The organism is Haloactinospora alba (assembly GCF_006717075.1).
In the GTDB taxonomy this organism is placed as follows: Bacteria; Actinomycetota; Actinomycetes; order Streptosporangiales; family Streptosporangiaceae; genus Haloactinospora; species Haloactinospora alba.
Genome location: NZ_VFQC01000002.1, coordinates 193675 through 217790, shown reverse-complemented (window position 1 = coordinate 217790; position 24116 = coordinate 193675). Strand labels below are relative to the sequence as shown.

Annotated in this window: 26 protein-coding genes; 17 read left to right on the top strand and 9 right to left on the bottom strand. The window is 69.2% G+C overall.

The features are described 5' to 3' along the window. Positions 1-62: 62 nt before the first annotated feature. Positions 63-1070 carry a zinc-binding dehydrogenase gene (locus tag FHX37_RS18570; protein ID WP_141925507.1) on the bottom strand — a complete coding sequence of 336 codons (1008 nt, stop codon included), beginning with the start codon at positions 1068-1070 and terminating at the stop codon, positions 63-65. Positions 1071-1435: 365 nt separating this feature from the next. Here FHX37_RS18570 and FHX37_RS18565 point away from each other — a divergent pair, with 365 nt between their 5' ends. The 4 genes from FHX37_RS18565 (at position 1436) to FHX37_RS18550 (ending at position 5473) form a co-directional block, all read left to right on the top strand. Beyond that, positions 1436-2464 carry an NAD(P)-dependent alcohol dehydrogenase gene (locus FHX37_RS18565; protein WP_141925506.1) on the top strand — a complete coding sequence of 343 codons (1029 nt, stop codon included), beginning with the start codon at positions 1436-1438 and terminating at the stop codon, positions 2462-2464. Positions 2465-2770: 306 nt separating this feature from the next. Next, entirely contained in the window at positions 2771-3124 is a 354-nt protein-coding gene (locus FHX37_RS18560) for a hypothetical protein (RefSeq protein ID WP_141925505.1), read from the top strand. A gap of 241 nt (positions 3125-3365) precedes the next feature. Then, positions 3366-4367 carry an NAD(P)-dependent oxidoreductase gene (locus tag FHX37_RS18555; RefSeq protein WP_141925504.1) on the top strand — a complete coding sequence of 334 codons (1002 nt, stop codon included), beginning with the start codon at positions 3366-3368 and terminating at the stop codon, positions 4365-4367. Then, a complete protein-coding gene (locus tag FHX37_RS18550) occupies positions 4364-5473 on the top strand; it encodes a DUF1015 family protein (RefSeq protein ID WP_141925503.1) in 1110 nt (369 codons plus the stop codon). The genes FHX37_RS18555 and FHX37_RS18550 overlap by 4 nt, the downstream gene beginning before the upstream one ends. A 36-nt stretch (positions 5474-5509) precedes the next feature. Here the strand turns inward: FHX37_RS18550 and FHX37_RS23005 are convergent, their stop codons facing one another. Next, entirely contained in the window at positions 5510-5668 is a 159-nt protein-coding gene (locus FHX37_RS23005) for a hypothetical protein (protein ID WP_170181637.1), read from the bottom strand. A 265-nt stretch (positions 5669-5933) separates the two neighbouring features. Here FHX37_RS23005 and wrbA point away from each other — a divergent pair, with 265 nt between their 5' ends. The 3 genes from wrbA (at position 5934) to FHX37_RS18535 (ending at position 9521) form a co-directional block, all read left to right on the top strand. Beyond that, a complete protein-coding gene (gene wrbA / locus FHX37_RS18545) occupies positions 5934-6539 on the top strand; it encodes an NAD(P)H:quinone oxidoreductase (RefSeq protein WP_141925502.1) in 606 nt (201 codons plus the stop codon). 255 nt (positions 6540-6794) lie between these two features. Next, positions 6795-7454 (top strand): TetR/AcrR family transcriptional regulator, encoded by a 660-nt coding sequence (locus FHX37_RS18540; RefSeq protein ID WP_141925501.1) that lies wholly within the window; start codon positions 6795-6797, stop codon positions 7452-7454. A gap of 411 nt (positions 7455-7865) precedes the next feature. Next, a complete protein-coding gene (locus tag FHX37_RS18535) occupies positions 7866-9521 on the top strand; it encodes an ABC-F family ATP-binding cassette domain-containing protein (protein ID WP_141925500.1) in 1656 nt (551 codons plus the stop codon). A 198-nt stretch (positions 9522-9719) separates the two neighbouring features. Here FHX37_RS18535 and FHX37_RS18530 read toward each other — a convergent pair whose 3' ends face one another. Beyond that, positions 9720-10214: a hypothetical protein gene (locus FHX37_RS18530; RefSeq protein ID WP_141925499.1), complete on the bottom strand. Its 495-nt coding sequence runs from the start codon at positions 10212-10214 to the stop codon at positions 9720-9722. Positions 10215-10441: 227 nt separating this feature from the next. Between FHX37_RS18530 and FHX37_RS18525 the strand changes: the two genes are divergently transcribed. Next, positions 10442-10630: a hypothetical protein gene (locus FHX37_RS18525; RefSeq protein WP_141925498.1), complete on the top strand. Its 189-nt coding sequence runs from the start codon at positions 10442-10444 to the stop codon at positions 10628-10630. Positions 10631-11212: 582 nt separating this feature from the next. On the opposite strand, the gene FHX37_RS18520 is transcribed toward FHX37_RS18525, so the two are convergent. Continuing rightward, a complete protein-coding gene (locus FHX37_RS18520; protein ID WP_141925497.1) occupies positions 11213-11866 on the bottom strand; it encodes a TetR/AcrR family transcriptional regulator in 654 nt (217 codons plus the stop codon). 95 nt (positions 11867-11961) lie between these two features. On the opposite strand from FHX37_RS18520, the gene FHX37_RS18515 reads away from it, so the two are divergent. Next, a complete protein-coding gene (locus FHX37_RS18515) occupies positions 11962-13200 on the top strand; it encodes a DUF418 domain-containing protein (protein WP_141925496.1) in 1239 nt (412 codons plus the stop codon). Positions 13201-13236: 36 nt separating this feature from the next. Continuing rightward, positions 13237-13593, top strand: coding sequence for a YrhK family protein (locus tag FHX37_RS18510; RefSeq protein WP_141925495.1), 357 nt, complete (start codon positions 13237-13239; stop codon positions 13591-13593). Positions 13594-13638: 45 nt separating this feature from the next. On the opposite strand, the gene bla is transcribed toward FHX37_RS18510, so the two are convergent. Continuing rightward, positions 13639-14562, bottom strand: coding sequence for a class A beta-lactamase (bla, locus tag FHX37_RS18505; protein WP_141925494.1), 924 nt, complete (start codon positions 14560-14562; stop codon positions 13639-13641). A gap of 148 nt (positions 14563-14710) precedes the next feature. On the opposite strand from bla, the gene FHX37_RS18500 reads away from it, so the two are divergent. Continuing rightward, positions 14711-15598: a LysR family transcriptional regulator gene (locus FHX37_RS18500; protein WP_141925493.1), complete on the top strand. Its 888-nt coding sequence runs from the start codon at positions 14711-14713 to the stop codon at positions 15596-15598. Next, positions 15595-16497 (top strand): serine hydrolase, encoded by a 903-nt coding sequence (locus tag FHX37_RS18495; RefSeq protein ID WP_141925492.1) that lies wholly within the window; start codon positions 15595-15597, stop codon positions 16495-16497. The genes FHX37_RS18500 and FHX37_RS18495 overlap by 4 nt, the downstream gene beginning before the upstream one ends. Positions 16498-16517: 20 nt before the next feature. Here the strand turns inward: FHX37_RS18495 and FHX37_RS18490 are convergent, their stop codons facing one another. Further along, entirely contained in the window at positions 16518-17153 is a 636-nt protein-coding gene (locus tag FHX37_RS18490) for a hypothetical protein (protein ID WP_141925491.1), read from the bottom strand. A 154-nt stretch (positions 17154-17307) separates the two neighbouring features. Between FHX37_RS18490 and FHX37_RS18485 the strand changes: the two genes are divergently transcribed. Continuing rightward, positions 17308-18357, top strand: coding sequence for a type III polyketide synthase (locus FHX37_RS18485; RefSeq protein ID WP_141925490.1), 1050 nt, complete (start codon positions 17308-17310; stop codon positions 18355-18357). A 36-nt stretch (positions 18358-18393) separates the two neighbouring features. After that, the gene (locus FHX37_RS18480) at positions 18394-18867 is read left to right on the top strand and encodes a nuclear transport factor 2 family protein (RefSeq protein WP_141925489.1); all 474 of its coding nucleotides are present in this window, start codon (positions 18394-18396) and stop codon (positions 18865-18867) included. A 24-nt stretch (positions 18868-18891) separates the two neighbouring features. Here the strand turns inward: FHX37_RS18480 and FHX37_RS18475 are convergent, their stop codons facing one another. The 3 genes from FHX37_RS18475 to FHX37_RS18465 form a co-directional block, all read right to left on the bottom strand. Continuing rightward, a complete protein-coding gene (locus tag FHX37_RS18475) occupies positions 18892-19911 on the bottom strand; it encodes a methyltransferase (protein ID WP_246062437.1) in 1020 nt (339 codons plus the stop codon). A gap of 178 nt (positions 19912-20089) precedes the next feature. After that, a complete protein-coding gene (locus tag FHX37_RS18470; protein WP_141925488.1) occupies positions 20090-20338 on the bottom strand; it encodes a DUF397 domain-containing protein in 249 nt (82 codons plus the stop codon). Further along, positions 20335-21195 carry a helix-turn-helix domain-containing protein gene (locus FHX37_RS18465; protein WP_141925487.1) on the bottom strand — a complete coding sequence of 287 codons (861 nt, stop codon included), beginning with the start codon at positions 21193-21195 and terminating at the stop codon, positions 20335-20337. The genes FHX37_RS18470 and FHX37_RS18465 overlap by 4 nt, the downstream gene beginning before the upstream one ends. A gap of 186 nt (positions 21196-21381) precedes the next feature. Here FHX37_RS18465 and FHX37_RS18460 point away from each other — a divergent pair, with 186 nt between their 5' ends. The 3 genes from FHX37_RS18460 (at position 21382) to FHX37_RS18450 (ending at position 23517) form a co-directional block, all read left to right on the top strand. After that, on the top strand, positions 21382-21942 hold the full coding sequence (locus tag FHX37_RS18460; RefSeq protein WP_141925486.1) for an ATP-binding protein: 561 nt from the start codon (positions 21382-21384) through the stop codon (positions 21940-21942). A 94-nt stretch (positions 21943-22036) separates the two neighbouring features. After that, entirely contained in the window at positions 22037-22408 is a 372-nt protein-coding gene (locus FHX37_RS23735; RefSeq protein ID WP_246062436.1) for a hypothetical protein, read from the top strand. Between the two features lie 158 nt (positions 22409-22566). Next, positions 22567-23517 carry a phosphoenolpyruvate carboxykinase (ATP) gene (locus FHX37_RS18450; RefSeq protein WP_141925485.1) on the top strand — a complete coding sequence of 317 codons (951 nt, stop codon included), beginning with the start codon at positions 22567-22569 and terminating at the stop codon, positions 23515-23517. Positions 23518-24116 lie beyond the last annotated feature (599 nt).

Genomic DNA, 24116 nt, shown 5'->3' with positions numbered 1-24116 from the left:
CTTCGGAGCGGAGGGGCGCCTCGGGGCCGGTGCCGGGGAGGGGCGCGCGGCGTTCTCCGGTGTCAGACCACCAGCAGGGTCTTGCCGACGGTGGAGCGCTGTTCGAGGGCGGTGTGCGCCTCGCTGGCCCGTTCCAGGTCGAGGGTCTGGCCGATGACGGGCCTGAGGTGGCCGGCGGCCGCCTGCTCCAGTGCCCTGGTGGTCACCTTCCCCTTGCCGGCGGCGTCCAGGCGCGGCAGGTCGAACAGGGTGGTGACGCTGATTCCGCGCCGTTGCGCCGCCGCGGGGTCCACGTCGGCGAACTCGCCGCCGGTCGCGCCGTAGGTGACGAACCGGCCGCCGGCCGCGACGCTGTCGAAGGCCTGGCGGCCGAGCGGCCCTCCGGCCCCGTCGATGACCACGCTGGGGCCGTCGCCTCCGGAGACGCCGCGTACCCGCTCCACCCAGTCGGGGGAGGAGTAGTCGACCGTGGCCTCGGCACCCAGTTCACGGGCCAGCTCGCGTTTGCGCTCGCCGCGGGCCGCGCCGATGACCCGCGCCCCGGCGTTCCGGGCGAGCTGTACGAGGAGGCTGCCGGCCCCGCCGGTCGCCGCCGTCACCAGTACCCGGTCCCCCGGTTCGATCCGGGCGTCCTCGGAGACGCTGATGGCTGTGGGGCCGTCGTGCAGCAGTGCCAGTGCCGTGTGCGCGTCCACCCCCTCGGGGAGGGGGATCAGGCCGTCGGCGGGGGCCAGGGCCTGTTCGGCGTAGCCGTGCGTGGGGACTGCCGCGAGTCCGGTGCCGGGATCGCGTGTGCCGGTCGGGGTGACGACCTCGGTGCCGACCCATGCCGGGTCCACACCGTCGCCGACCACGGCCACCCGGCCGGCGGCCCCGTTGCCGGGAACGTAGGGAGGCCGTACCGGGAAGTGCTCCTGCCCCCAGCCGCTGCGTAGCTGGGTGTCGAGGTACATGACGTTGGCCGCGGCCGTCTCGACGACGACCTCTCCCGGGCCGGGGGAGGGGGCGGGGACCTGTTCCGGCGTCAGTACCTCGGGTCCGCCGAACTCGTGCACCTGGATCGCGCGCATGGGGGTGTTCCTCTCCTGCTCGTGCGTCTCGTTGCCGCTACACCGGCCACCCTCACACCTCAAGTTTGGTTCAGGTCAACGTGTTCGGAGTGTGGGATTCCCGCGCGGCGCCGCATCCCGCGGCTCGCGGGCCGAGACAGGCGACCACGCTCCCGGCGGTCTCTCCGGGCCGCCGCGCGGACAGCTGTCGGAACTCGCCGCCGTGTTCCCCGCCGGAGCGCCCTACCGTGTCACGCCCGTACCCTCCCCGGGCGACAACGCTGCGGCCGACCGGGGAGGCGGGGCCGGCCCGGATCCCCTTCCCCGAGGGGCGAGCCTCGGAAGCGGGGGTCGGCACCCGGCGCCGTGTACTAGTCTCCCGCCCGATGGTTCCAACATCGATGCGCGCTTCGGTGCTGCGCGCGGCGGGAGACGTGGCGACCGAGGAACGGCCCGTTCCGGTTCCCGGCCCGCGTGAGGTGCTGGTCCGGGTGACCGCCGTCGGCACCTGCGGTTCGGACACCCACTACTACGAGCACGGACGGCTCGGGCCGTTCGTGGTGGAGGAGCCGCTCGTGCTCGGGCACGAGGCCGGCGGGGTCGTCGCCGCCTGCGGCGCGGAGGCGTCGCGCCACACCCCGGGGCAGCGCGTCGCGCTGGAGCCGGGTGTGCCCTGTTTCACCTGTGCCCTGTGCCGCCAGGGGCGCTACAACCTCTGCCCCGAGATGCGGTTCTTCGCCACACCGCCGGTGGACGGGGCGTTCTGCGAGTACGTCGCGCTGCACGAGGAGTTCGTCCACCCGGTGCCGGACACGCTTTCCGACGAGGCGGCCGGGCTCGTGGAACCGCTGTCGGTGGGAGTGTGGGCCAACCGCAGGGCGGGGGTGGCACCCGGCGCGCGGGTGCTGGTCACCGGGGCGGGGCCGGTCGGCCTCATCGCGGCGCAGACCGCCCGCGCGTTCGGCGCAACTGACGTCACCGTCACCGACGTCAGCCAGCGCCGGTTGGAACTCGCCGCGGAGCTGGGGGCGAGCGCGACCGTCGACGCGGGGCGCACGCCGCTGCCCGAATCCGGAGTGTGCCCGGACGTGCTTCTGGAGTGCTCGGGGGTCCCCGCGGCGGCCTCGGAGGCGATCGGCACTGTGGACCGCGCCGGCCGGGTGGTGCTCGTGGGGATGGGCGGTGCTGAGCTTTCGCTCCCGTTGTCGCACGTGCAGAACTTCGAGATCGAGGTGACGGGCACGTTCCGCTACGCGAACACGTGGCCGGCGGCCATCGCGCTGGCCGCTTCGGGGAGGGTGGAGCTGGACCGGCTCGTCACGCACCGCTACGGCCTGGAGGGAGTGGCGGACGCGCTCACCGTGTCCGCGCGCGACGAGACGGCGGTGAAAGCCGTCGTACACCCGCAGGAGTGAGCGGGAGCCGAAGCGGAGGAGGAACCCGCGCCCGGCAGCGGCGCCCGGAGCGGTGGAAGCCGGGAACACGGACGTACACGTCTGGTCGCGTACGTGCTGCTACCCGGAGCCGTCTGAGCGATAGTGCTCGGTCCCGTTCTCCGCCGCCCGCGTAGTCTTCGTTCCCGGTATCGAGGCGCGGCGAGGGAGCGGCATGGTCCAGGACGATGGCCCGAACGGGGATCCGACACCCTCGGAAACCGCCCCGACGGCAGGACAAGCGTCCGAAAACACGACCGAGCCCCGGCCAGTGCGGCCCTGGGCGCTGTGGCCGTGCTGGCGGCGACGAACATCGCCGTTTCCTACGGGTGGGTCATGTTCAGCTTCGGGATGTTCACGGCGCGGAACCCGGGATGGTTCGTGTTCGGCTTCACGGTCGTATCGATCGCGCTGTTCGGGGTGGTCTCCGGCCTTTACACCTGGCAGCTTCGCCATCTCGGCGTTCGTCGGCCGTGGGTGATCGCCCCGCTCGTGACCGCTGGGGGAGCCGTCCCCCTGGCGCTGGTGTCCGCCGCTGGCGCCGGTTTCCTGTCCCTCTGGTTGTTCCTCGCGAGCGACGCCCTGGTCGCGGTCGCCGTTTACCTGGTCACGCGGGCACAGTCCAAGCGCTCTTCCCGGTAGGGGCAGGGGCGGCGGTCCTGTCGCACCGTCTCCGGGCGTGTCCCCTGAAAAGGGTCCCTAACGGCCGGTTCCGGTAGGCGTGCTGTTCCCACGCGTTTCGGGGTTGCGCGCTGCCGTGCGGTATTGTCACTATTGCGTCATAAAAAACGCGATGTGTAATGCGGAACATCGTCGTGCTTGGTCGCGGCGGTGAACAGACCGGTACTCACCGCGAGTACGCCCTCGTCAAGGGAGCGGCCCGATGAGAATCCTCGTCGCCGACGCGTTTCCGCCCGAGTCCCGCGCGGAACTCACCCAGCGCGGACACGAGTGCCACTACGAGCCGACCACCACCGCGGAGCAGCTTCCCGGCGCGCTCGCGGGGGTCGAGGCGCTGGTCGTGCGCAGCACGAAGGTCACCGCCGAGGCGTTCGACGCGGCGGGTGACCTGCGCCTGGTGATCCGCGCGGGTTCCGGAACCAACACCATCGACCGTGACGCCGCCTCGCGGAACGGCGTCTACGTGTGCAACGTCCCCGGCCGCAACGCAGCGGCGGTGGCGGAGCTCGCCCTGGGGCTGCTGCTCGCGATCGACCGCAGGATCCCGGACAACGTCGCCGAGCTGCGCGCGGGCACCTGGAACAAGGCGGAGTACAGCCAGGCGCGCGGAATCCTGGGGCGCAGGGTCGGTGTTCTGGGACTGGGCCAGATCGGCCTCGCGTTCACCGAACGCGTCGCCGCGCTCGGTACCAGTGTGTACACCGTCGCCAAGCAGGGGAGGGATCCCGAGATCCTGGAACGCGCCCGCGCCGTGGGGGTCACGTTCGTGGACACCCCCGAGACCCTGGCCGCCACGTGCGACGTCCTGTCGGTGCACGTGCCCGGCGGGGACAGTACCCGTGGCCTGGTCGGCCGGGACCTGCTCGGCGCGATGCAGCCGGGCGGGATCGTGCTGAACACGTCCCGCGGCGACGTGGTGGACGAGGACGCGCTGCTGGAGGCGATGGACACCAAGAACGTGCGGGCGGGCCTGGACGTGTTCTCCGGTGAGCCCGGAAGCGGCACCGGAACGTTCGACTCCGCGCTGGCCCGCCACCCCAACGTGTACGGCACGCACCACATCGGTGCCTCCACCGAGCAGGCGCAGCAGGCGGTGGCCGACGGGGTTGTGCACATTGTCGACGAGTTCGGTGCTGGCACGGTGCTCCACTGCGTCAACCGCGACTCCGGACTGGCCGCGCTGCACCCGGACGGTTCCACATGAGTACGGCGCGCGCCACACCCGAGGCCGCCCTGCGCGCGGGGGTCACCGTGCGCCCACCGCGCCTGCTGCTGGCGGACCACCAGACCGCGGACCAGCCGTTCGGGCCGGACAGTGTGCGGCGGCTGTTGCGGGAGGGGACGCTGCGGCGGACCCGTTTCCCCGTGGTCGTGGTGTACCGGGTGGTTGCGGGTGACCACCAGCAGACCGGTGTGGTGGCCGAGGTGGCCGTTTCCGACTACCGGGCGGGGCGTATCCGGCGGCACGAGGCCACCGACCCGGACCGGGAACGAAAACTGGTCGACTACACCGAGAGGGTCCACGTCGAACAGACCCCGGTGATGCTGACCCACACCCCGCGGGAGCGGTTGCGCGACACCCTGGCCGCGACGACCGCCGCGGCGCCCGACGTGGAGTTCACGGCCGACGGCCGGACCCACAGCGTGTGGGTCGTGGAGGACACCGAGCTGCTGCGGATGGTCCACGGGGAACTGTCGTCCCTCTCCGAGCTCTACATCGCCGACGGCCACCACCGGATGGCCTCGGCGGACCAGTACGCCGCGCGGCGCGCCGAACTGGGGCCGGACGCTCCGGCGGCCTACACCCTCGGGGCGTTGTTCCCGTGCGACGAGATGCGCATCTTCGGCTACCCGCGCGGTGTTCCCCGCCCCGTCGGCTGGTCGACGGGCGATGTGGTGTCGGCCCTGGCCGCCGCGCCCGGAGTGGCGGGGATCGAGGAGTGCCCGCCCGCGGAGGGGCCGCACCCGGTGCCGGGCACGGCCGCCGTGTTCCTGGACCGCCGGTGGTACCGGCTGTGGCTGGGCGAGTCCCACGACGGCGCGCGCTCCTCCCTGGACAGCGTGCGGCTGGACGAGGGGGTGCTCGGTCCGGTGTTCGGTGGCGTCGGCCCCACCTACCCTCCGGGGGCCTACGGGATGGAGGCCCTGGCCGGATGGTGCGCCGAGCACGAGACGGTCGGTTTCCTGCCGTACCCGCCCAGCGTGGCCGACGTTATGGCGGTGTCGGACGCGGGCAGCGTGATGCCGCCGAAGTCGACGTGGTTCGACCCGAAGGCTCCCCAGGGCCTGTTCGTCCGGGAGCTCTCCTGAACACCCGGCCGGCCCGGGCCCCGGGGTGGCCTGCCGTCACCCGGAGGGCCGCAGGTACTGCAGTGCTGCCGGCCCTGACCGCAGCAGGAGGGTGAACGCGCCGCCGCCGGCGGCCAGCGGGCCGTGTGGCATGTCGAGGGAGAGGGCGAGAACCGCCGCCGTCCGGTCGACGTTCGGTGTGATGACCAACGTCACTTTTCGCTCCCGCTCGTCCGGTTCTCGGGCGTCCTGTGCCGGGTGCCTCCCGTGTCCACGACCCGGGAGTGGCCCCGTTTTCTCTCTCCTGACCTGCGATAACGCGTGGTGGGGCGCTGGTCCGCCCGTGCTGATCGCAGCGCACGATTCGAAACGGAGAATTCTCCGGAACCGGGTTGTATATGGAGAGTTCTCCACTTATTGTGGTGCGCGGCTCCACCACACCGGGGCGAACCATGCAAGACCTACGGAGAGGACCACACCCATGTCCGTGAACGTCGCCGTCATCTACTACTCCTCCACCGGCAACATCCACTCCCTCGCCCGCGCTGTGCAGGAGGGGGCCGAGAAGGGCGGTGCCGAGGTGCGCTTCCGGCGCGTGCCGGAGCTGGCCCCCGACTCCGCCATCGACGCCAACCCCGCCTGGCGGGAGCACGTCAACGCCACTGCGGACGTTCCGGAAGCCAGTCACGACGACCTGACCTGGGCTGACGCCTACGCGTTCGGCACACCGGTCCGGTTCGGCACCATGGCCTCGCAGCTGAAGCAGTTCATCGACGGCACCGGCCCGCTCTGGTTCAACGGCGAGTTCGCGGGCAAGGCCTTCACCGGGTTCACCAGCGCCATCAACATGCACGGCGGCAACGAGTCCACCCTGCTCTCGCTGTACCACGTGGCGTTCCACTGGGGCTCGGTCATCGTGCCGCCCGGGTACAACGACCCCAGCATCCCCGAGGCGTACGGCAACCCGTACGGCACCGCCTACCCCTCGGGCATGAACGGCGACCCCGCCAACGAGCAGGTGCTCGCCGCGGCCCGGTTCCAGGGCTACAACCTGGCGAGCGTGGCTGCCCGACTGGCCGACAAGTGACTCCGCACCGGGAACGGGTCGCGTCCGACCGTGTCCGCGACTACGCTCACGTACCAGCACGTACCTCTGGCCGACGAACCGGCCCCGGCGCGTGCGACACGATCGGTACCGCGGCCGGGTCGGGGTGACGCGGTGCGCACCACTCCTCCCGGCAGGTTGACCGGCGGTTCCCGGGTGCGCCCGCTCCTCCCGGAACGGAGAGCGGGCGCACCCGGGAAACCGGAGGCGACCCCGCGAACGGAAAGGCAGGGACCCGTGGCACCGCCGCGCTCCAGCAGCCGCGAGCTGCCCGTCGTGGGCCAGCGGCCCGCGGAGCGGGCCGACGCCGCGCGCAACCGGCGCAAGATCCTCCAGGCCGCTGCGCGGTTCGTGGCGGAGAACGGTCCCGAACAGCTGTCCCTGGACGAGGTCGCCGGCGCCGCCCATGTCGGGGTCGGTACCGTCTACCGCCGGTTCGGCGACCGCGCCGGACTGGTCCAGGCGCTTTTGGACGACCAGGAGAAGCGGTTCCAGGAAGCGTTCATGCAGGGGCCGCCGCCGCTGGGGCCGGGCGCGTCGGCCGCCGCCCGCATCCGGGCGTTCCTGCACGCCCTCGCCCGGCGGACCGACGAGGAGGCCAACCTCATGCTCCTCACCGAGGCCGCCAGCCCGGAAGCGCGCTACGGCAACGGCCCCTACCCCTTGCACTGCCTCCACCTGGCGACGCTGCTCGCGCAGGTGCTGCCGGAGGCTCACACCCACTACCTCGCCCACGCCCTGCTCTCCCCGCTCCGGGCGAGTCTGATCATCTACCAGCGGCGGTACGAGGGACTCACCATGGAGGAGATCACCTCCGGGCTGGACGACCTGCTCGCAGGCACAGGCATTCCCCTGGACAGACCCGCGGAGACGGATGGTGGACCGGACTCCGAGTGATCCCGGGTGCACGCTGGTCGGGGACGGACCGTTAGCGCGGCGCGGAGCCGGGGAACCGGCGCTCGGCGGTCCGTTCCGGCCACCGTGTCGGTGCGCATGGCCCGGACCGGAAAAGACATTGTGCCGTGCCGGGCGCGGCAGTACCGTGAGTGGCGTCCGTGGCGTCGTCCGTGGAGGTGCACGGTGCGCATCTGAGGTCCGCGACCATCGCGCGGTTGGGCAGCAGCAACCGACACCGCTCCTGTGTCCTGCGGGGCGGAGTGTCGTGCCGCTCGTGCCGACCGTGTGACCGTGACCTCGGTGCGGGGAGTGCGTCCCCACCCGCCGAACGGGCCGTCCCCGGCGCGGCGAGCCGCGCGGTGTTCGCGTACGCGATTTCCCATTCCCGTGTTCGCGACCGCGAGGAGGCCCATGACCGCCGCACCCACCCCCGCTGTCACCTGCTGTGACCTCACGTTCCACTGGCCGGACGGCACCCCCGTGTTCGACGGGCTCACCGTGAACCTCACCTGCGGGCGCACCGGCCTCGTCGGGGACAACGGCACCGGCAAGTCCACCCTGTTGCGACTGCTCTCGGGCCACCTGCGCCCCACCCGAGGGTCGGTGAGCGTCACCGGCACCCTCGGATACCTTCCCCAGGAGGTGACGCCGGGCGCTGAACTGCGGGTCGACCAGGCCCTGGGCATCGCCGAACGGCGTGCCGCGCTGCGCGCCATCGAAGCGGGGGACGCGCGCGAGGAGCACTTCGACACGCTGGCCGACGACTGGGACGTGGAGGAGCGCGCCCGTGCCGCGCTGGGCTCCCTGGGGCTCGGGAACCTCGAACTGGACCGGGACACGGGTCACATGTCCGGCGGGGAGAGCGTACTGCTGCGCCTGGCCGCGCTCCTGCTGAGGAGCCCGGACGTGCTGCTGCTCGACGAACCCACCCTCAACCTCGACCTCGCCGCGCGCCGCCGGCTCGTCACCACCGTGGAGAACTGGAACACCGGCACACTCGTCGTGGTCAGCCACGACCGGGAACTGCTGGAGCGCGTGGAGAACATCGCGGAGCTCCGCTCCGGGGAGGTGCACACCTACGGCGGCGGATGGTCGGACTACACCGCCGCGGTCGCCGCCCAGCAGGAGGCCGCCGAACGCGACCTGCGCGTCGCCGAGTCCCAGGTGCGGCGGCAGAAGCGCGAGCTGGAGGAGACCCGGACCAAGCTCGCGCGCCGTCAGCGCGCCGGGAGGAAAGCGCAGGCGCAGCGGCGTGTACCGGGAGCCGTGGCCGGGGAGCGCAAACGCGCCGCCCAGGAGTCGGCGGGCAAACTCCGCGGGGTGCAGGAGGAGCGTCTTGACCAGGCGCGGGAACGGCACGCGGAGGCCGCCCAGCAGGTTCGCGACGACGCCGAGATCCGGGTGGAGCTGCCGCGTACCGCCGTGCACGCCAGGCGCACCGTCCTGCGTATGGAGGATGTGCGGCCCCGCTTCGGTCGGCCGCACGTGGTCGACCTCCAGGTACGCGGGCCGGAACGCGTCGCTCTGGTGGGACGCAACGGGTCCGGCAAGAGCACACTGCTGCGCACGCTGACCGGGGAGGTGTCCCCGCTGTCGGGGACGGCCGAGGCGCTCGTGCCATTGCGGTTCCTGCCGCAGGACCGCGGCGTGCTGGACGACAGCCGCAGTGTCCTCGACAACGCGGCGCTCTTGGCGCCGGAGGCCACGGAGAACCACATCCGTGCCCAACTCGCGCGGTTCCTGTTTCACGGGAAACGCGCGCGGCGTCCGGTGGGCGACCTCTCCGGCGGGGAGCGGTTCCGGGCCGCCCTCGCGGCGTTGATGCTGGCCACCCCGGCGCCGCAGCTGCTCGTGCTGGACGAGCCGACGAACAGCCTCGACCTCGCCAGTGTCCGGCAGCTGACCAGTGCGCTCGACTCCTACGAGGGGGCGCTGCTCGTCGCCAGCCACGACCTGGCGTTCCTGGAATCGGTCGGCATCACCCGCTGGCTCTTTCTGGCCGAAACCCTGCAAGAGACCACCGCTGAGGAGGTCCGCGACCTGGTGGACGGCGAGGACACCGGGTGAGACTTCGAGCCGGTCCGCCGCCTCGCCGGGGTGCGGGCAAGGCGGCCTGGTCGACGGTGGCGGCGATGTAGGTGTCGTCGGGTGCGGCGGACGTGTCGACAAGGCAGAGGACAGAAATTTAGTTTACGGTATCCGCCCCCGGGGGTCCCGTGAGGCTGTGGCATGCAGATACTACTGTTCCAGCCTTTGTATGAATTCTTATTTCAAGAAAACCAAAACCCCCGAGATGAGGGAGAGGGCAAAAATGAGTGGTGCGTTTGCTTTTCCGATAAAAGAAGAGAAGCATGCACGCGCTGTCAGCGCGACAGCTCCTCCAATAAAAATTGAAATAGATATGAAAAATGGATGATAAAAAAGGGGGGTGCAAATAAATTCCCCACACGCGAAGCTCGAATAGTACATGTATGCGGCAGCGAACCCTGTCAGCATTCCGCTTCCGGATACGACAATCCTGGCTGCTTTCGCGCTGAGGCCAAGGATGTAAGCGACGAATGCCGCTATGAGGCTGGGAGCTGCGATGCCGCAATACCCTATCAAAATACCATAAAAGTATATCGTGTAGTCATGGTTATAGGTCGACGGGTCCCCGTAAAAGAAATAAATAATATAGTACAAAGCAGAAGCAAGCGCTCCGGCAATTGCGGGGGGCCGGACGAGCTGATTTAATGTTTTTCTTTCCTTTGTCGTTTCCACTCCTGTGTTCTCCTTTTTATAATTATCGCATATGTCAGGGTCCCTGTTCTCGGCATGCCCCTGTTGTCTCGGAGTAGTGTTATTCAACCCCAGGTCTCTATTTTTTGGGTGCGTTGCGCATTATTTATTTTGCGACTGCTGGTGTCAGGTGCTTCGTCCCATGGTTGGATACTATATGCAGAAGATGGGAAGCAAGAAAAAGGAAGTCTTTTCCTTCAAAGTGTGTGATGAATATCATCTTGGCCGGATTTGGCCAAACCTTCACGTTTGCTGATGCTTTCGGGTGTTTTTGCTGTCGCGAACTGGTGTTTCTATTATCGGTCGGCATTGCCCGATGGTTTTTCCTGGCCGAAACCCTGCGGGAGGTCACTGCTGCGGAGGTCTGCGACCTAGTGGACGGCGAGGATGCCGGCTGAGTCTGTGTTAGTTGTTCACCTGCAGAGGCGAGAGAAGGCAGAAGACGTTCCCTCGCGGCGTCCGTCTGAGCGCTCCCAGTGGTCCCCTGCGAAGCGGGATCCGATGCGCCGGCCGGGACCTCCAGGTTCAGAAGAAAACCAGAACCTCTAGGCGAGAGGAGGAATCCGGAACAGCGGGTTCTTCCCTTCCATCAAGAACAGGAAACAACGCGTAGTGCCAGGAAATCGACCGCTCCGGTGGCAAGTGAGAAAACGGGAGAAGAGGCCCGACGCGGGGAGGGCAGTATCACCACCACCGCCTGTGTTTCCCGAATGGTACATGTACAGGACAGCGACCCTCACGGCGGATCCGAAAACCCGGCACGGGCGCTCGTGAGGGTTTTCCACGATGGTAGAGCGTGCGAGCCACCAACGCTGCGACAGTGACGGGGTCCTATGACGCTGTACCCCAGCAGCGTTCCGAAAAGGGATTGCTGTAAAGGAAACACAGGAGATAGAACGCTGCGGAAACCAGAGGTCCGGTGGTCATGGGGGATCTGCGGAGGTTCCCTCTTTCCCCTCCGGGCCCTTCCGGTTCAACGTTCATTCCTCGCCGGTCTCTGTCCGTTGGCCGGCCGCCGGTTCGAACCCGAGCGCGGGCAGGATGGCCTGGTCGACGATGGCGGCGATGTAGGCGTCGTCGGGCGCGGCGAACGTGTCGACGTTGTACTTGAACATCAGGGACTCGCCGATGTCGACCACGACAGGGGTGAGACGCGCCGGGTCGATGTGCCCGTGCTCGGCGTAGTGCCGCAGTACGGTGCGGGTGAACCGGCCGCCCCGGGGTTCGAACACCTCGGCGTACAGCCGTTCGTGCAGATCGGGGCGGCGCCGCGCCTCGTCGAGGATGGACGGCAGTACCGCGGTGATGCGCGACTGCATGAACTCGTCGCGCATGAGGGTGAGTGCGGTGATGAGGTCCCCGCGCAGGTCGTCGGCGCCGGGGGAGGGGTGTTCCACGGGATAGAACCGGTGGAGCGCGTCGAGCACGATGTCCTCGGGTGAGGACCAGCGCCGGTAGAGCGACGGTTTCGCGGTGCCGGCCCGGCGCGCGATGCCCTCCATCGTGGTCCTGCCCAGGCCGTGTTCGGCGGTCTCGGTGAGCGCGGCGTCACAGATGGCGGACACGAGCTCCTCGCCGCGGCGGCGGCTGGAGCGCGGCTGGGAGGGCTCGTCGGGCGGAGGTGGGTCGCTCATGGCACTCGTGCACTTTCTTAGATACGGTAGCGTATCTTATTATCCGAATAGGATACGGAAGCGTATCCCCATGTGCTCCACAGTCGAGGATACTCATGTCCCAACACACTGACACCCCGTCGGCCCCGCCCGCGCCAGGAGCTCTCCCCGCACAGGCACGTTCCCTCGCCCCTGACCTCGCCCGGGGGTTCATGCTGCTCGTCATCGCCACGGTCCACGCCCACATGTTCCGGATGGTGGCGGCGGGCGGGAGCGGCTACACACTCGACGGTCCCCTGGACACGGCCGTCACCGTGTTCATGGCGCTGTTCGGCGAGAACCGCGGCTACCCCATGTTCGCCGCCCTGTTCGGCTACGGCCTCGTGCAGATATACCGGCACCGCAGCGCGGACGGCCACGAGTGGCCGTGGGTCCGCCGCCTGCTGCGCCGCCGCGGCCGCTGGCTGGTGGCGATCGGCGCGGCCCACACCGTTCTCCTGTTCTACGGCGACGTCATCGCCGTCTACGGGATCATCGCCCTGCTGTTCACCGCGGCGCTGCGGTCCACCGACCGCCGCCTGCTCACCCACGCCGCTGTCTGGCTGGCCGTCGGGCCACCCGTGTACGCGGTGGTCACCAACCTGGCCATGTCCGGTGACCAGCAGCAGTCGGAGCTGTACGAGGCCACCCCGCTGTCCGACCTGCTGGCGCGGGTGTTCACAACGCCCTTCCTCTGGCCCCTCATGATCGTGATCTCGGTGTTCCCGGTCCTGATCGGGGTGTGGGCGGCGCGGCGGCACCTGCTGGAGGAGCCGCTGCGGCACCGGACGCTCCTGCGGCGGATCATGATCGCCGGGATCGGCGCCTCCGTGCTCGGGGGGCTTCCCTACGCCCTGGTCACCGCCGAGCTGTGGCAGCAGGGAACGATCGCCACCACCGTCCTGTTCTGGCTGCACCTGGTCACCGGCTACGCGGGCGGTTTCGGCTACGCCGCGGCGATCGCGCTGCTCACCCTGCACCTGCGGCGGCGCGGCCCCGTCACCACCGCGCTGGCCGCGACCGGCCAGCGGTCGATGACGTGCTACCTGCTGCAGTCGGTGGCGTGGGTGGTGCTGGTCCCCTCCTACACGTTGGGTGTCCTGCCGACGCTCGGCGACGCCCAGGCGGTGGGCCTCGGCGCGGCGGTGTGGCTGGCCACCGTCGTTATCGCCGCCGCCCTGCACCGCGCCGGGTTCCGGCGCGGCCCCGTCGAGTGGTTCCTGCGCCGCGTGACCTACGGCCGGCCCGTACGGAAACCGGAGGCGACCGGGTCCGGGGCGGAGGAACACCCCTCCTCCCCGCACCCGGTGCGGTGAGGCGCGTCGCGGGAGGTCGCGGCGTTACCCTCGCCAATGGAGGAAGCGACCGTTCCCGCGGCGATCTCATCAGGGGAGGAGCCAGTGTCGCAGTCCCACCCCGGCGGGGCGCTGGAAGTGCGCTTCGGCCACCACGAACTCCTGGTCCGGAGGCGGTACGAGGCGCTCAGTATCGCCAACGACATCCTGATCGCGTTGTGGTTCATCGTCGGCAGCGTCATGTTCTTCTGGGAGAGCTGGACGACGGCGGGAACGTGGTGCTTCCTGGCGGGCAGTGTCGAGCTGCTCATCCGCCCGATGATCCGCCTGGCCCGGTTGGTGCACATCCAACGCGCCCGCGCCGCCGTATCCGACTCCACGAGAGGCGCGCGCGAGTCCGCCCAGGACTTCTGACCCGTTGCCACCGCAGCGCGCGGCGGCGGCAACGGAACCGCGCTGTCACCCCTGACCCAGCGCGTCCGCGACGACCCCGGCCGCCTCGGCGACGAGCGCGTCGTCGTACTCCGCGTCCTCCTCGTCCTTGCTGGACATGACCGCCAGCACGATCGGGTCGCCCTCCGGCGGCCACAGCAGGCCGATGTCGTTGCGGGTTCCGTAGCCGCCGGCCCCGCTCTTGTCGCCGACCTCCCACCCGTCGGGAACCCCGGAGCGGATCAGGTCGTCGCCGGTCGTGTTGTTGCGCATCTTCTCGCTGAGCACGTCCCGCTCGTCCTCGTTCAGGGTGTCGCCGAGCGTGTACTCACGCAGGTTCGCGGTCATCGCCTCCGGGGTGCTCGTGTCGCGGGTCTCACCGGGGACGGCCTCGTTAAGCTCGGTCTCCAGCCGTTCCATCCGGGTGGTGTCGTCGCCGATACCCTCCAGCGCCTCCTGGAGGCCCTCGGGCCCGCCGAACTCCTCGAACAGGAGGTTGCCCGCCGTGTTGTCGCTGTAGCGCATGGCGGCGTCACACACCTCCATCAGCGTCATGCCGTCGTCGACGTTCTCCTTCGTGACGGGCGAGTACTCCACCAGGTCGTCGGCGCCGTAGGTGACGACCTCCTCCTTGAGTTCGGATAGGGACCGGCGCTCCATCAGCGCGCCGCAGGCCAGCGGTTTGAACAAGGAAGTGTAGGCGAACCGCTCGCCGGCGCGGTGGGCGAGCTCGCGGTCACTGCCCGTGTCCACCGCGTAAACCCCGAGGCGGGCGTCGAACTCCTCCTCCAACTGCCGGAACTCCTCCTCGTGCGAAGCCGGGTCCTCCTGGGAGGAGGCTCCGTCGGAGGGGGAGGCCGGAGCCTCCTCCGACGCACAGCCCGCGAACACGAGGAACGCGGTGGTGGCCAGGGCCGCCGGGGCGGTGGTGCGGGCGAGGTCGGTCAGCATGGTGTGGCCCTCCTACAACGAGAAACATGGTCCTGGGCGGAAGCCGGCTCCCGCGCGGCCCCTGCCGCAACGCAGTCTCGTCCGGGACCGTGATGCTGTCGAAGACGCAAACGCGGGTTTCCATGCGGAACACGCATAGGATGCGGTCATGGATCTCGTCGGTGCCTGCCAGGCGTTCGTCCACGTGAGTGAACGGGGCAGTTTCACCCTCGGTGCCGCCGCGGCGCGGGTGCCCCAACCCGTCGCCAGCCGCCGCATCGCCGCGTTGGAGAGGCACTGGGGCGCGCGGCTGTTCGACCGTTCCACACGGCGCGCCACCCTCACCCCGTTCGGTCGGGAGATGCTCCCGTCAGCCAGACGCCTGGTCAGGTTGGCCGAGACGGTGGAGCTGGACGCGCAGCGGGCCAGGCTCACCCCGCTGCGTCTCGCGGTCCCGGAGGTGTGCTCGACGCTGCGGCTGGCGCGGTTGGACGCCGAAGCGCGGCGGGAGGGCATCCACCTCGACCTCCGCACGGCGCCGCCGAACGAGCGTGCGGAACTCGTGCGCTCCGCGGACGTCGGGGCCGCCCTCGTGGCGGTGCCGACGGACGAGGCCGCGTGGCGCGTTCCCCTGGGGGTGGCCGGGGCCGCGCCCTCGGCGCGCGTGGTGTACCTCGAGTCCCTCCGCCGCGGCCGCGCGGAGGCCGCGGCGTCTCCCCGCCGCGTGTGGCTCCAGCCGGAGGACGACGTTCCCCACGTCCGCGACCGCCTCACCGGGCTCCGGGACGCCGTCGGACTCAGTCCCGTCCAGGTGAGCGCCGCGGCCACGCTCCCGGCCGCCATGGCCGAGGTGCTGGAGTCCGACGACCTGTTGCTGGCCTCCCCCGGGCAGGCCGAGGAGCTGGGACTGGACTGGAGCCCTCTCGGTGAGCTCGACCTCGAACGCGGTTACGACGTCGCCACCAACGGCGGAGAGGATCCGCAGCGCCTGCGCACGGGACTGCGGCGGGGTGTCGCCCGCTGCCTGGGGGCCTCAGAGGAGGGGGAACCGGCGTGAGTACCGAGGCCCTCGTCCGGGAGCTGCGGGAGGAGCTCGACGCCGCCGGTGTGCGGGGTTCGTTCCTCGTGCGGGACCTGGACACCGGCGACGAGGTCGGCATCGACCCGGACGTGGAGTACCCCACGGCGTCTCTGGTCAAAGTGCCGCTCGTTCTGGCCACCCTGGAACGCATACACAGCGGTGAGCTCGACGGGGCGGCGGAGGTTCTGGTGCGGCCGCGAGGCGAGCCCTCCGGCACACCGGGAATCGACCGGTTCCGGCACCCGGCCCGGGTCGCCCTCGACGACCTGCTCTACCTCAGTATCGCCCTGAGCGACGGCGCCGCCTCCGACGCGCTGTTCGAACTCACCAGCCCCGCCGACGTCGCGGGAATCATGCGCGGGCTCGGGCTGCGCGGGATCACCGTCCGCAACATGATCCGCGAGCTCAACGAGACACCGGCCCAACGCCTCGACCCCGCGGAGAGGCACCTCGCGCACACCCTGGCCATCGAGGCGGGAACGGACGGGCGCGGCCACCGGGTGCCCCAGCTCGACGCGACCCGCGCCAGCTCCGGTTCGGCGCGGGCCTACGCCGACCTGCTGCGGGAGCTGTGGCGGCCCTCGGCCGTCACCCCGGCTGTCGCCGAGCGGGTGCGGGAGCTCATGGCGTCCAACGTGCTGCGGCAGCGGCTGGCGCCCGACTTCGCCTCCGACGCCTCCCGCTGGTCCTCCAAGACCGGGACTCTGCTCAACCTCCGCCACGAGATCGGCGTGGTCGAGCACGCCGACGGCCGGGCGTTCGCTGTCGCGGCGCTCACGGAGTCGCGGGTCGCGGCCAGCGTCCAACCGGAGGTCGAGACCCTGATGGGTCGTGTGGCGCGGCTGCTCCGCGACCACCTGCGGGAGATCGGTTAGGGGAGGGTGTCCCGCCGCCGTCACTGTTTGTGTTTGTAGGGGCCGGAGCCCGGGGGAGGGGTGTGTGTTTCCCGGAGCCGGCCCCGGTGGTTGGAGCGCCGCACGCCGGTGACGATGAGCGTGACGAGCCCCAGGAGGAGCCCCAGCGGTGCGAGGAGGAGCGCGCCGATGGAGCCGACCACGGTGAGGGCGGTACTGGAGCCGTCGGGCCCGTAGCCCACGCTGAGGTCTGCCCCGGTTTCGGCCGCGCACTCCATCGTGTACTCCCCGGGCTGGGTGACGTCCAACCTGGCGACCAGGATCCAGGTGTCGCCGTTGACCGTGGACTCGCTGTTGTATCCCGGATCGTCGATATCCACCCGCCCGTCGGGGCCGGTGAGTTCGCAGCTTCGCGCGACCTCGCTGGAGGGCACGTCGCGGTCGGCGTAGAGCTTCCACATGTCGGAGTCGGTGTTGACCTGTTCGGCCCGGAACGTGGCGGTCTCCGGGGGTGTGAACTCGGCCTCGGTGCTCGTGGCGCCGGCCAGGTTGACCATGCCCAGAACGAAGCCGGTGATCCCGCCGCCGACGCCGAGGACGATGAGGGCGCCGCCGATCCAGAACCACAGTTTCCGCGGGCGGATCTCGGAGGGAACGGAGGAGGGAGGTGTGCTCATCGGTGCTCCCGTCGGGGGCGGGTGGGGGTTTTCGCGTGCGGTTGTCGGCCCGGGCGACTGGTGCGGATTCTAGCCGGGTGCCCGTGCGGGACAGGAGTGCTGGGTAGGTCCTGGGGAGAGGCGGATACTCGCGGTACCGCCGGAAGGGGGTGTAATGGCACCGGCGCGGATCACCGGAATCGGGACGGCCTTCCCACAGACGGCGCTGGCGCAGGAGCGCCTGCCCGAGCTGCTGCCGGCCGGGCACGGCAACACCGACGTGCTGCACAAACTCCTGGACCGTTCCGGAATCCGGTGGCGTCGCCTGGCCGTCGACCCCGAGAGCGAGGACGTCTCCTCGTGGGGAACCCGGGAGCGGATGCGGCGCTTCCAGCGGGAGGCGCTCCCGCTGGCCAGGGACGCCGTCGCGGACGCCCTCACCGACGCCGGCGTCGACGCCGGCCGGGTCGGCCACCTGTGCGCGGTCTCCTCCACCGGGTACCAGAGCCCCGGTGTCGACTCGCGGCTGATCAGCGAGCTGGGGATGTCCCCGGCCACCCAGCGGCTGTTCGTCGGACACATGGGGTGTCACGCGGCGCTGCCGGGGCTGGCGGTGTGCACCGACTTCGTGCGCTGCCACCCGCACCCGGCGGTGCTGCTCAACGTGGAGCTGTCCTCGCTGCACCTCCAACCGCCGCCGTGGGACGTCGAGCAGCTCGTCATCAACTCCCTATTCGGCGACGGCGCGGTGGCCATGGTGCTGCGGGGCCCGGACGCTCCACCGGGCGGGGCGGCCGTGGTGGACACGGCCTCCTACACCGACGTGGAGCACGAGGAGCACATGACGTGGGAGGTGGGCGACACCGGCTTCCCGATGGGACTGTCGTCCCGCATCCCCGAACTGATCGCCCTGCGCCTCCCCGAGGTCGTGCGTGCCCTGCTCCACCCCCACGGGCTGGCACCGGCGGACGTGGACTGGTGGGCGATCCACCCCGGCGGGCGGAAGATCATCGACGCGGCCGAGGAGAGCCTGTCCCTCACCCCCGAGGCGACGGTGACGTCCCGCGCTGTGCTGGCCGAATACGGCAACTGCTCCTCGGCCGGACTGCCGATCGTCCTCGCGGAACTGCAACGGAACCGTCCGCTTCCTTCCGGCGAGCACGGCGTGGCCATGACTTTCGGGCCCGGACTCACCCTCTACACTGCCCTGTTACGGGGCGAGTGAGCCGAGGCGACCCTGCGTAACGGGGAGGGAGCCGTTGTGAGCGACGACGCCCGGCTGCGCCTGCTGTTGGAACGCGCGGAGATCAGCGACCTACTGGTCCAGTTCGCCCGATGCCTCGACGAACGCGACTTCGTCGGATACGCGCGCCTGTTCACCGCGGACTGCCTGCTGCGGCTCCCGGGCGCCCAGCACCAGGGGCGGGAGGGGTTAGCCGCGTTCGTCGCCGCCGACCTGGGGCGCTACCACCGCACCCACCACATGAGCACCAACCACCAGATCGAGGTCCGCGAGGACGGGGACGCCGGCGGTGAGGGGGACACCGCCACCTCGCGCTCCTACTTGCACGCCGTCCACCTGCGCAGCGACCAGGACCCGACCGACTGGTGGTCGGTCGGCGGGTGGTACGACAACACCTACCGGCGCGAGGAGGGGCGCTGGCGCATCCACACGGTCGACGTCACACCGGTGTGGCTCGACGAGGGAAAGCGGCACCCCGGAGGCGCCGGATAGGTCCGGGCTGCCCCGACGGATGGTTCAGACCGGGCGGGACTCGAGGACGCTGTTGCGGGAACCGGCGGACACGACACGTTGCAGGCGCAATCCCGCGTCGGCGAGCAGCGCGGCGTACTGCTCCTCGGTGCGCTCGCGCCCGCCGGGCACGACCAGCATCGACACGTCCATGGTGGCGGCCGGGCCGGGGGCGTCGGTGCCGGGTTCGGGCAGCACGGCCTCGATGACCAGAAGCCGGGCGCGGTCGGGCATGGCCTGGCGGCACCGGCGCAGGATCGCCGCGGCCTGCTCGTCGGGCCAGTTGTGCAGTACCCACTTCAACACGTAGAGGTCGCCTCCCGGCGGCACCTCGGTGAAGAAGTCCCCGCCGGTGAACACGCAGCGGTCCTCGAGCCCGTCGCGGCGGATCGCCTCCCGGGCGGACTCGGTCAGGCGGGGAGTGTCGAAGGCGGTTCCCGAGGCGGCGGGGGTGGCGCGCAGGATGCCGCGCAGCAGCGTTCCGGTGCCCGCGCCGACGTCGACCACGTGGCCCGTGAACGCGTAGGCCGCCAGCAGGCTGGGCAGCATCGCCCGAGTAAGTTCGGACATCGCCGCGTCGAACAGGGCGGCGTGCTCGGGTTCGCGTTCCAGGTGCTCGTAGAAGCTCTCGCCTGTCACGGCGGGGAGGGTGGGCTCCCCGGTGCGCAGGCTGTGCTGGGCACCGTCGATGACCAGCGGAACCACGGCGCCGTTCAGCCGCAGTGTGTGGCGCACGCTGTAGGGGTGGTCGGAACGCAGGGGGCCGCCCCGCGGGGTGAGACCGAAGGTTCGGGGCCGGGTCTCGGTGAGGATGCCGCGCGTGGTCAGCATGCGCAGCATCCGGTAGCAGGCGTCCGGGTCGCTGGAGGTGGCCGCGGCGATCTCCTCCGAGGAGCGGGGGCCGTCGGCGAGGAGGTCGGCGATGCCCAGTTCCGCGACGATCTGGACCGCCCGCGCGTGGATCAGCTGGTCGTCCATCTCCAGCAGGCCGTAGGCGTGCTCGGCCTCCCCGGCGTCATCGGCCACTGTCGCCCCCTTAGCCGGACAACCACTCCCGGTGCCGCGCTCGTCGCCGATACCCCCGAACACATGGGGTGCGAGGCCACGGTCGGACACCGATTGTAGTTAACCATTGCTCTATGTGGCAGGCGGAGGTAGCGCGTGGCCGGAGTGCCCTCCCCGATGCCGGCGCGGGAAGGAGAGGCTACAGCTCTCCGGTACGGGCGGCGGTGAGGAAGGCGTCCCATTCGGGCGCCGGGAACGTCAGGTGCCCCTTCTCGGGGTGTTTCGAGTCGCGTACGGCTGCCCCGGGAGAGAGCGGAGCGACCTCGACGCAGTTGACGTCTTGGCCACTGTAGCTGCTCTTGTGGAACTCGGAAGGGACGGGAGCCACTTCTACACAGTTCTGGCTGGCGCCGCTGTAGCTGCTCTTGTGGAATCTCAGCGCGTTCACTGGTAACTCTCTAATGACGTGGCGACCTCATTGATGAAGTCGATGGACTGGGCCACGGTGAGAGAAGCATTGAGGGCTTCTCGCCACATAGCGTCATGACGACGGATCTCTTCTTCCGTCTCTACGAACAGAATAGAGGAAGGAGTCTCCGCATAACCGATCGCGGGGTCCGCTGGTTCCGGGAAGTCCATGATCATGAACCCGCCCAGGTTAGCTGCGTGCATGCCGGCCGAGAACGGAAGTACGTGAAGTGTGATGTGTGGATGCCTGGCCACGTCAGTAAGGTGGTGAAGCTGTTCCTGCATAGCTTGGATGCCGCCTGCAGGCCGCCGTAGTGCGGCCTCGTCGATTATGGCTGCGTACTCCGGCGGATAAGCGTGCGTGAGGATGCGTTGCCGCTCCATCCGAGCATCGACGTGTCGCTTGACCTCTTCCTCTGCGAAGGCATTGGTGCCCGTGAAGACAGCACGTGTATACGCCGGTGTTTGTAGAAGACCCGGGATGACTTGGGCTTCGTACGTTCTGATGAAGGAAGCCTCGGCCTCGAAGTCCGGCAGTGCTTCGGCACCGAAGACATCCTTGTATTTGGACCACCAGCCCTGTTCGATGGCGTCCTTCGCTAACTGGTGCATCCCCAGCCGACGTTGGTTGTCGACCTCATAGAGCTGTGCCAGTGAGTCCAGGTCGGCCAGGCGGATGCGTTTGAGGTCGCCTGTTTCGAGCTTGCCGAGTGTAGCCCGAGGGATTGCGGCCTGTTTCGCAGCGGAGTCGAGTGTGAGTCCGGCGCTCGCACGCAGACCGCGCAGCACACGTGCGAGACGACGGCGCCGAACAGTTGGGCTGAGGGAACGTGCCATAGGGTAACTCTAATACATCTTCAAGAGATTCTCTATAACCCTTGATTTTGGAGAATCTCTGTATAGGATAAGTGTGTAGCTGGTCACCGAAACATCACCCTGAGTTGTCGTTGGTCAGCGTATCGCCCCATGTGGTGTGGTCGCACTCGTCCGCCAATCCTCTGTTCTACAGCCAAGGAGACTCTCATGCCTGTCCACTGTGCACCCGAACAGCTACACCAGGTAACCGTGCCGTTGCGTCTGCTCATCCCCCAGCAGAAACAGCACTACTTCACCCCTGACGCCGAACCGGTGCCCTTCACCCGGCGTGCCTTCGACTTCTGGGGCCAAACCCGCCTCATGCCCCTGGTGCACGCCTTCCTACGGTCCTGCACCACCGGCCAGCACGAGGAGTTCCGCTACCTCTTCGACCTGCTGGGCAGCGAACTCGCCACCAACGCCATGCGCCACACCCGCTCGGGCGAACCCGGCGCCACCTACACCCTGCGCGCCGATCGCCATCCCGGCGGCATCACCCTCACCTGCCGCGACAACGGCAGCCCGGGGCTGCGGATCTGGGACCGGCGTGACCGCCGCCACCTCACCGCCCGTTGGCCCGAGCCCGCCGGTGAGGCCGAGTCCGGACGGGGGCTGGCCCTCATCGACGCGCTAGCCACCAGCTGGGGCGACAACGGGTTCCCCACCCACCGACACGTGTGGTTCTTCCTGGCCTACGACCTGACCAACAGCGCCTGGGACGCCGCCTGACCGGCCACGCCCCAGGCACCCGGCCCGGGCGGTGCGCCCACACCTCTCGGGCCCTACTACCCACCCTGTGCATGTACGACCGGGAAGGAAAGCAATGCCCGAGACTACCCTCACTCCCGCCGCTGTCCCAGCTGTTCACACCACTACAGAGCCAGCCCCCCGTACCCTCGTTCCCCGGCAACGCTCGGCCCACGACAGCCCGTGCGTTGGATGCGACCACACCACCTGCCGCCAGCAGCGCTCCCTGTGCCAGCCCCGGTTGTACGGCCGCACCGTCGAGTTCGTCGCCGAACACCGCACCGCCGCCGCGATCCAGGCGCACCATCCCGGAGTGGTGGTGTGGTTCGGCGAGGCCACCCAGTCCTACTGGGCCGCCACCCCGGCTGGTCTCATCTCGGCCCCGGACGCCGACACCCTCCTGCTGGCCCTCTGGACCCACACCACCCCGCAACAATCCCGTCCCTGACGTGGAAGGCTTCGCGATTCCCAATGTCATCAACCGAAAACGGTATTGATCTGGCTCTCACCGATATTCGTCTGGCGGTCATCTCAGAACTAAGCGATTTAACCGAGCACGTGTCTGCGGTGATGGTTCCGCCATGCCGGAAGGCGCCTTGCGCCCTGATGCCGGACTGGCGACTGAACCTGGAGAACATGGTCGCGCTGGCCGATGAGGAAGTTGACGGGATATTCACCGACCGTCCTGTGCTGTCGTTTCCGCAGGGTGGGCCGCAGCTTGCTATCGAGAGGGAGGCGGCAGGGGTGCTGCAGGCGGTTGGGCGGTATCGGCCGAACAGCGTTGCGGTGCGTCTGGAAGTACGTACGGCCGAATGCCTCACCCGGCTTCTGCTTCCCGTCGGGAAACCCGAGGTAATGAGGTGGGCCGACTACGTGGCGCGGGTGTTCTTCGCCTCGCGCCTACTGGCTAGCGGCTGGCGGATGCTGCACGCCTCGGCGGTCGTACTCGATGGGAAAGCGGTACTGATTCTCGCTGATCAAGGTGGCGGGAAGTCCACACTAGCCCATCGCGCCTGCGTAGAGCTTGGCGCTGACTTTCTCGCGGATGATCTGGTACTGGTCTCAAACGAGGGAATGGTGGTGGGGTGGCCGACGCGAGCCGCTGTTCCGGCGGAGTTACTCAAGAACACCAGCGAGACGTCCGGGGTGATGCTGACGGGAGAGCGGCGGGAGCGGGTCGTGTTCACTCCCGCGGAGCACCGTTTCATGTTGGGCATGGACCACTCACCGCCTGTGCCGCTGGGTGCCCTGGTGTGCCTGCGCCCTCACTCCTCCGCCGTTGATCCCGTCGTCCACGCTAGCGTGCTCGCCGCTCCCTCCCGGGAAAGCTTCGTCGCGAAGGCCGCTGATGTCCCCGCGCAACGGTTGTTCGTCAGCGATCTGGTCGGCCTGATGGGTGGCCTTCGTTCCGCCCTGGGTGAGGAATCGTTCGAGATGGAGGAACGGTTGTGGGAAGTGCCGGCGGTGCTCCTCACGGTCGGTGACGCAGTGAGGCTCGCACATGCCCCGGTATGGGAGGTTCTGGCGCCGCTACTGCCGGAGTTCGGGAGGCGGTGATGCGACACACCTTCCGTGTGGACAGCGCCGGCCGGGAACTGGTTGTAGTGGCGCCTGGCCAACTCGCAGCTTGGTGGCCGGACATGAGTAGCCACGTTCCCGGTGCCAGCGCGGACGGGATGGCCCATATCGCCGATATGAGGGCCGACCTCACTGTCCCTAGCGCCCTTGGCCCACACGACACGCGGCGGTTGATCAACGCTTCCCTGCACCGACTTCACCTGCGCCACGACACGCTCAGCGTGCATGCCACGACCCTGGAACATCCCAGCACTGGGGAGGCGGTTCTGCTGTTGGGGGGACACGGGGCCGGCAAGTCCGTGACCGCTATGGCGTTGACAGCGCGCGGTTGGCGTGTGATTTCCGGTGACGTCACCCTCCTCGACACCACACCGTCTAACGGACCTCCTCGGGTCCGAGGTGGGACCAGGGCGTTCGTGGTTCGCCGCGCACCGGTACGACGATGGTTCCCACAGTTGGGTGTGGACGCGGACGGGCCGGAGAAGTTCGACCTCGCGGGATGCGCGGACTTCACCGATGGGAGCGGATCCGGTGAGCCAAGGCGGGTAGTGGCTGCTGCCGTAGTCGATGTGGATGGT

Excerpts from the sequence above, each read along its gene's own strand:
- FHX37_RS18570 (WP_141925507.1), bottom strand. The coding sequence starts at position 1,070 with ATGCGCGCGATCCAGGTGCACGAGTTCGGCGGACCCGAGGTACTGACG.
- FHX37_RS18565 (WP_141925506.1), top strand. The coding sequence starts at position 1,436 with ATGGTTCCAACATCGATGCGCGCTTCGGTGCTGCGCGCGGCGGGAGAC.
- FHX37_RS18555 (WP_141925504.1), top strand. The coding sequence starts at position 3,366 with ATGAGAATCCTCGTCGCCGACGCGTTTCCGCCCGAGTCCCGCGCGGAA.
- FHX37_RS18550 (WP_141925503.1), top strand. The coding sequence starts at position 4,364 with ATGAGTACGGCGCGCGCCACACCCGAGGCCGCCCTGCGCGCGGGGGTC.
- wrbA (WP_141925502.1), top strand. The coding sequence starts at position 5,934 with ATGTCCGTGAACGTCGCCGTCATCTACTACTCCTCCACCGGCAACATC.
- FHX37_RS18535 (WP_141925500.1), top strand. The coding sequence starts at position 7,866 with ATGACCGCCGCACCCACCCCCGCTGTCACCTGCTGTGACCTCACGTTC.
- FHX37_RS18525 (WP_141925498.1), top strand. The coding sequence starts at position 10,442 with ATGAATATCATCTTGGCCGGATTTGGCCAAACCTTCACGTTTGCTGAT.
- FHX37_RS18520 (WP_141925497.1), bottom strand. The coding sequence starts at position 11,866 with ATGAGCGACCCACCTCCGCCCGACGAGCCCTCCCAGCCGCGCTCCAGC.
- FHX37_RS18515 (WP_141925496.1), top strand. The coding sequence starts at position 11,962 with ATGTCCCAACACACTGACACCCCGTCGGCCCCGCCCGCGCCAGGAGCT.
- FHX37_RS18510 (WP_141925495.1), top strand. The coding sequence starts at position 13,237 with ATGGAGGAAGCGACCGTTCCCGCGGCGATCTCATCAGGGGAGGAGCCA.
- bla (WP_141925494.1), bottom strand. The coding sequence starts at position 14,562 with ATGCTGACCGACCTCGCCCGCACCACCGCCCCGGCGGCCCTGGCCACC.
- FHX37_RS18500 (WP_141925493.1), top strand. The coding sequence starts at position 14,711 with ATGGATCTCGTCGGTGCCTGCCAGGCGTTCGTCCACGTGAGTGAACGG.
- FHX37_RS18490 (WP_141925491.1), bottom strand. The coding sequence starts at position 17,153 with ATGAGCACACCTCCCTCCTCCGTTCCCTCCGAGATCCGCCCGCGGAAA.
- FHX37_RS18485 (WP_141925490.1), top strand. The coding sequence starts at position 17,308 with ATGGCACCGGCGCGGATCACCGGAATCGGGACGGCCTTCCCACAGACG.
- FHX37_RS18465 (WP_141925487.1), bottom strand. The coding sequence starts at position 21,195 with ATGGCACGTTCCCTCAGCCCAACTGTTCGGCGCCGTCGTCTCGCACGT.
- FHX37_RS18460 (WP_141925486.1), top strand. The coding sequence starts at position 21,382 with ATGCCTGTCCACTGTGCACCCGAACAGCTACACCAGGTAACCGTGCCG.
- FHX37_RS23735 (WP_246062436.1), top strand. The coding sequence starts at position 22,037 with ATGCCCGAGACTACCCTCACTCCCGCCGCTGTCCCAGCTGTTCACACC.
- FHX37_RS18450 (WP_141925485.1), top strand. The coding sequence starts at position 22,567 with ATGCCGGACTGGCGACTGAACCTGGAGAACATGGTCGCGCTGGCCGAT.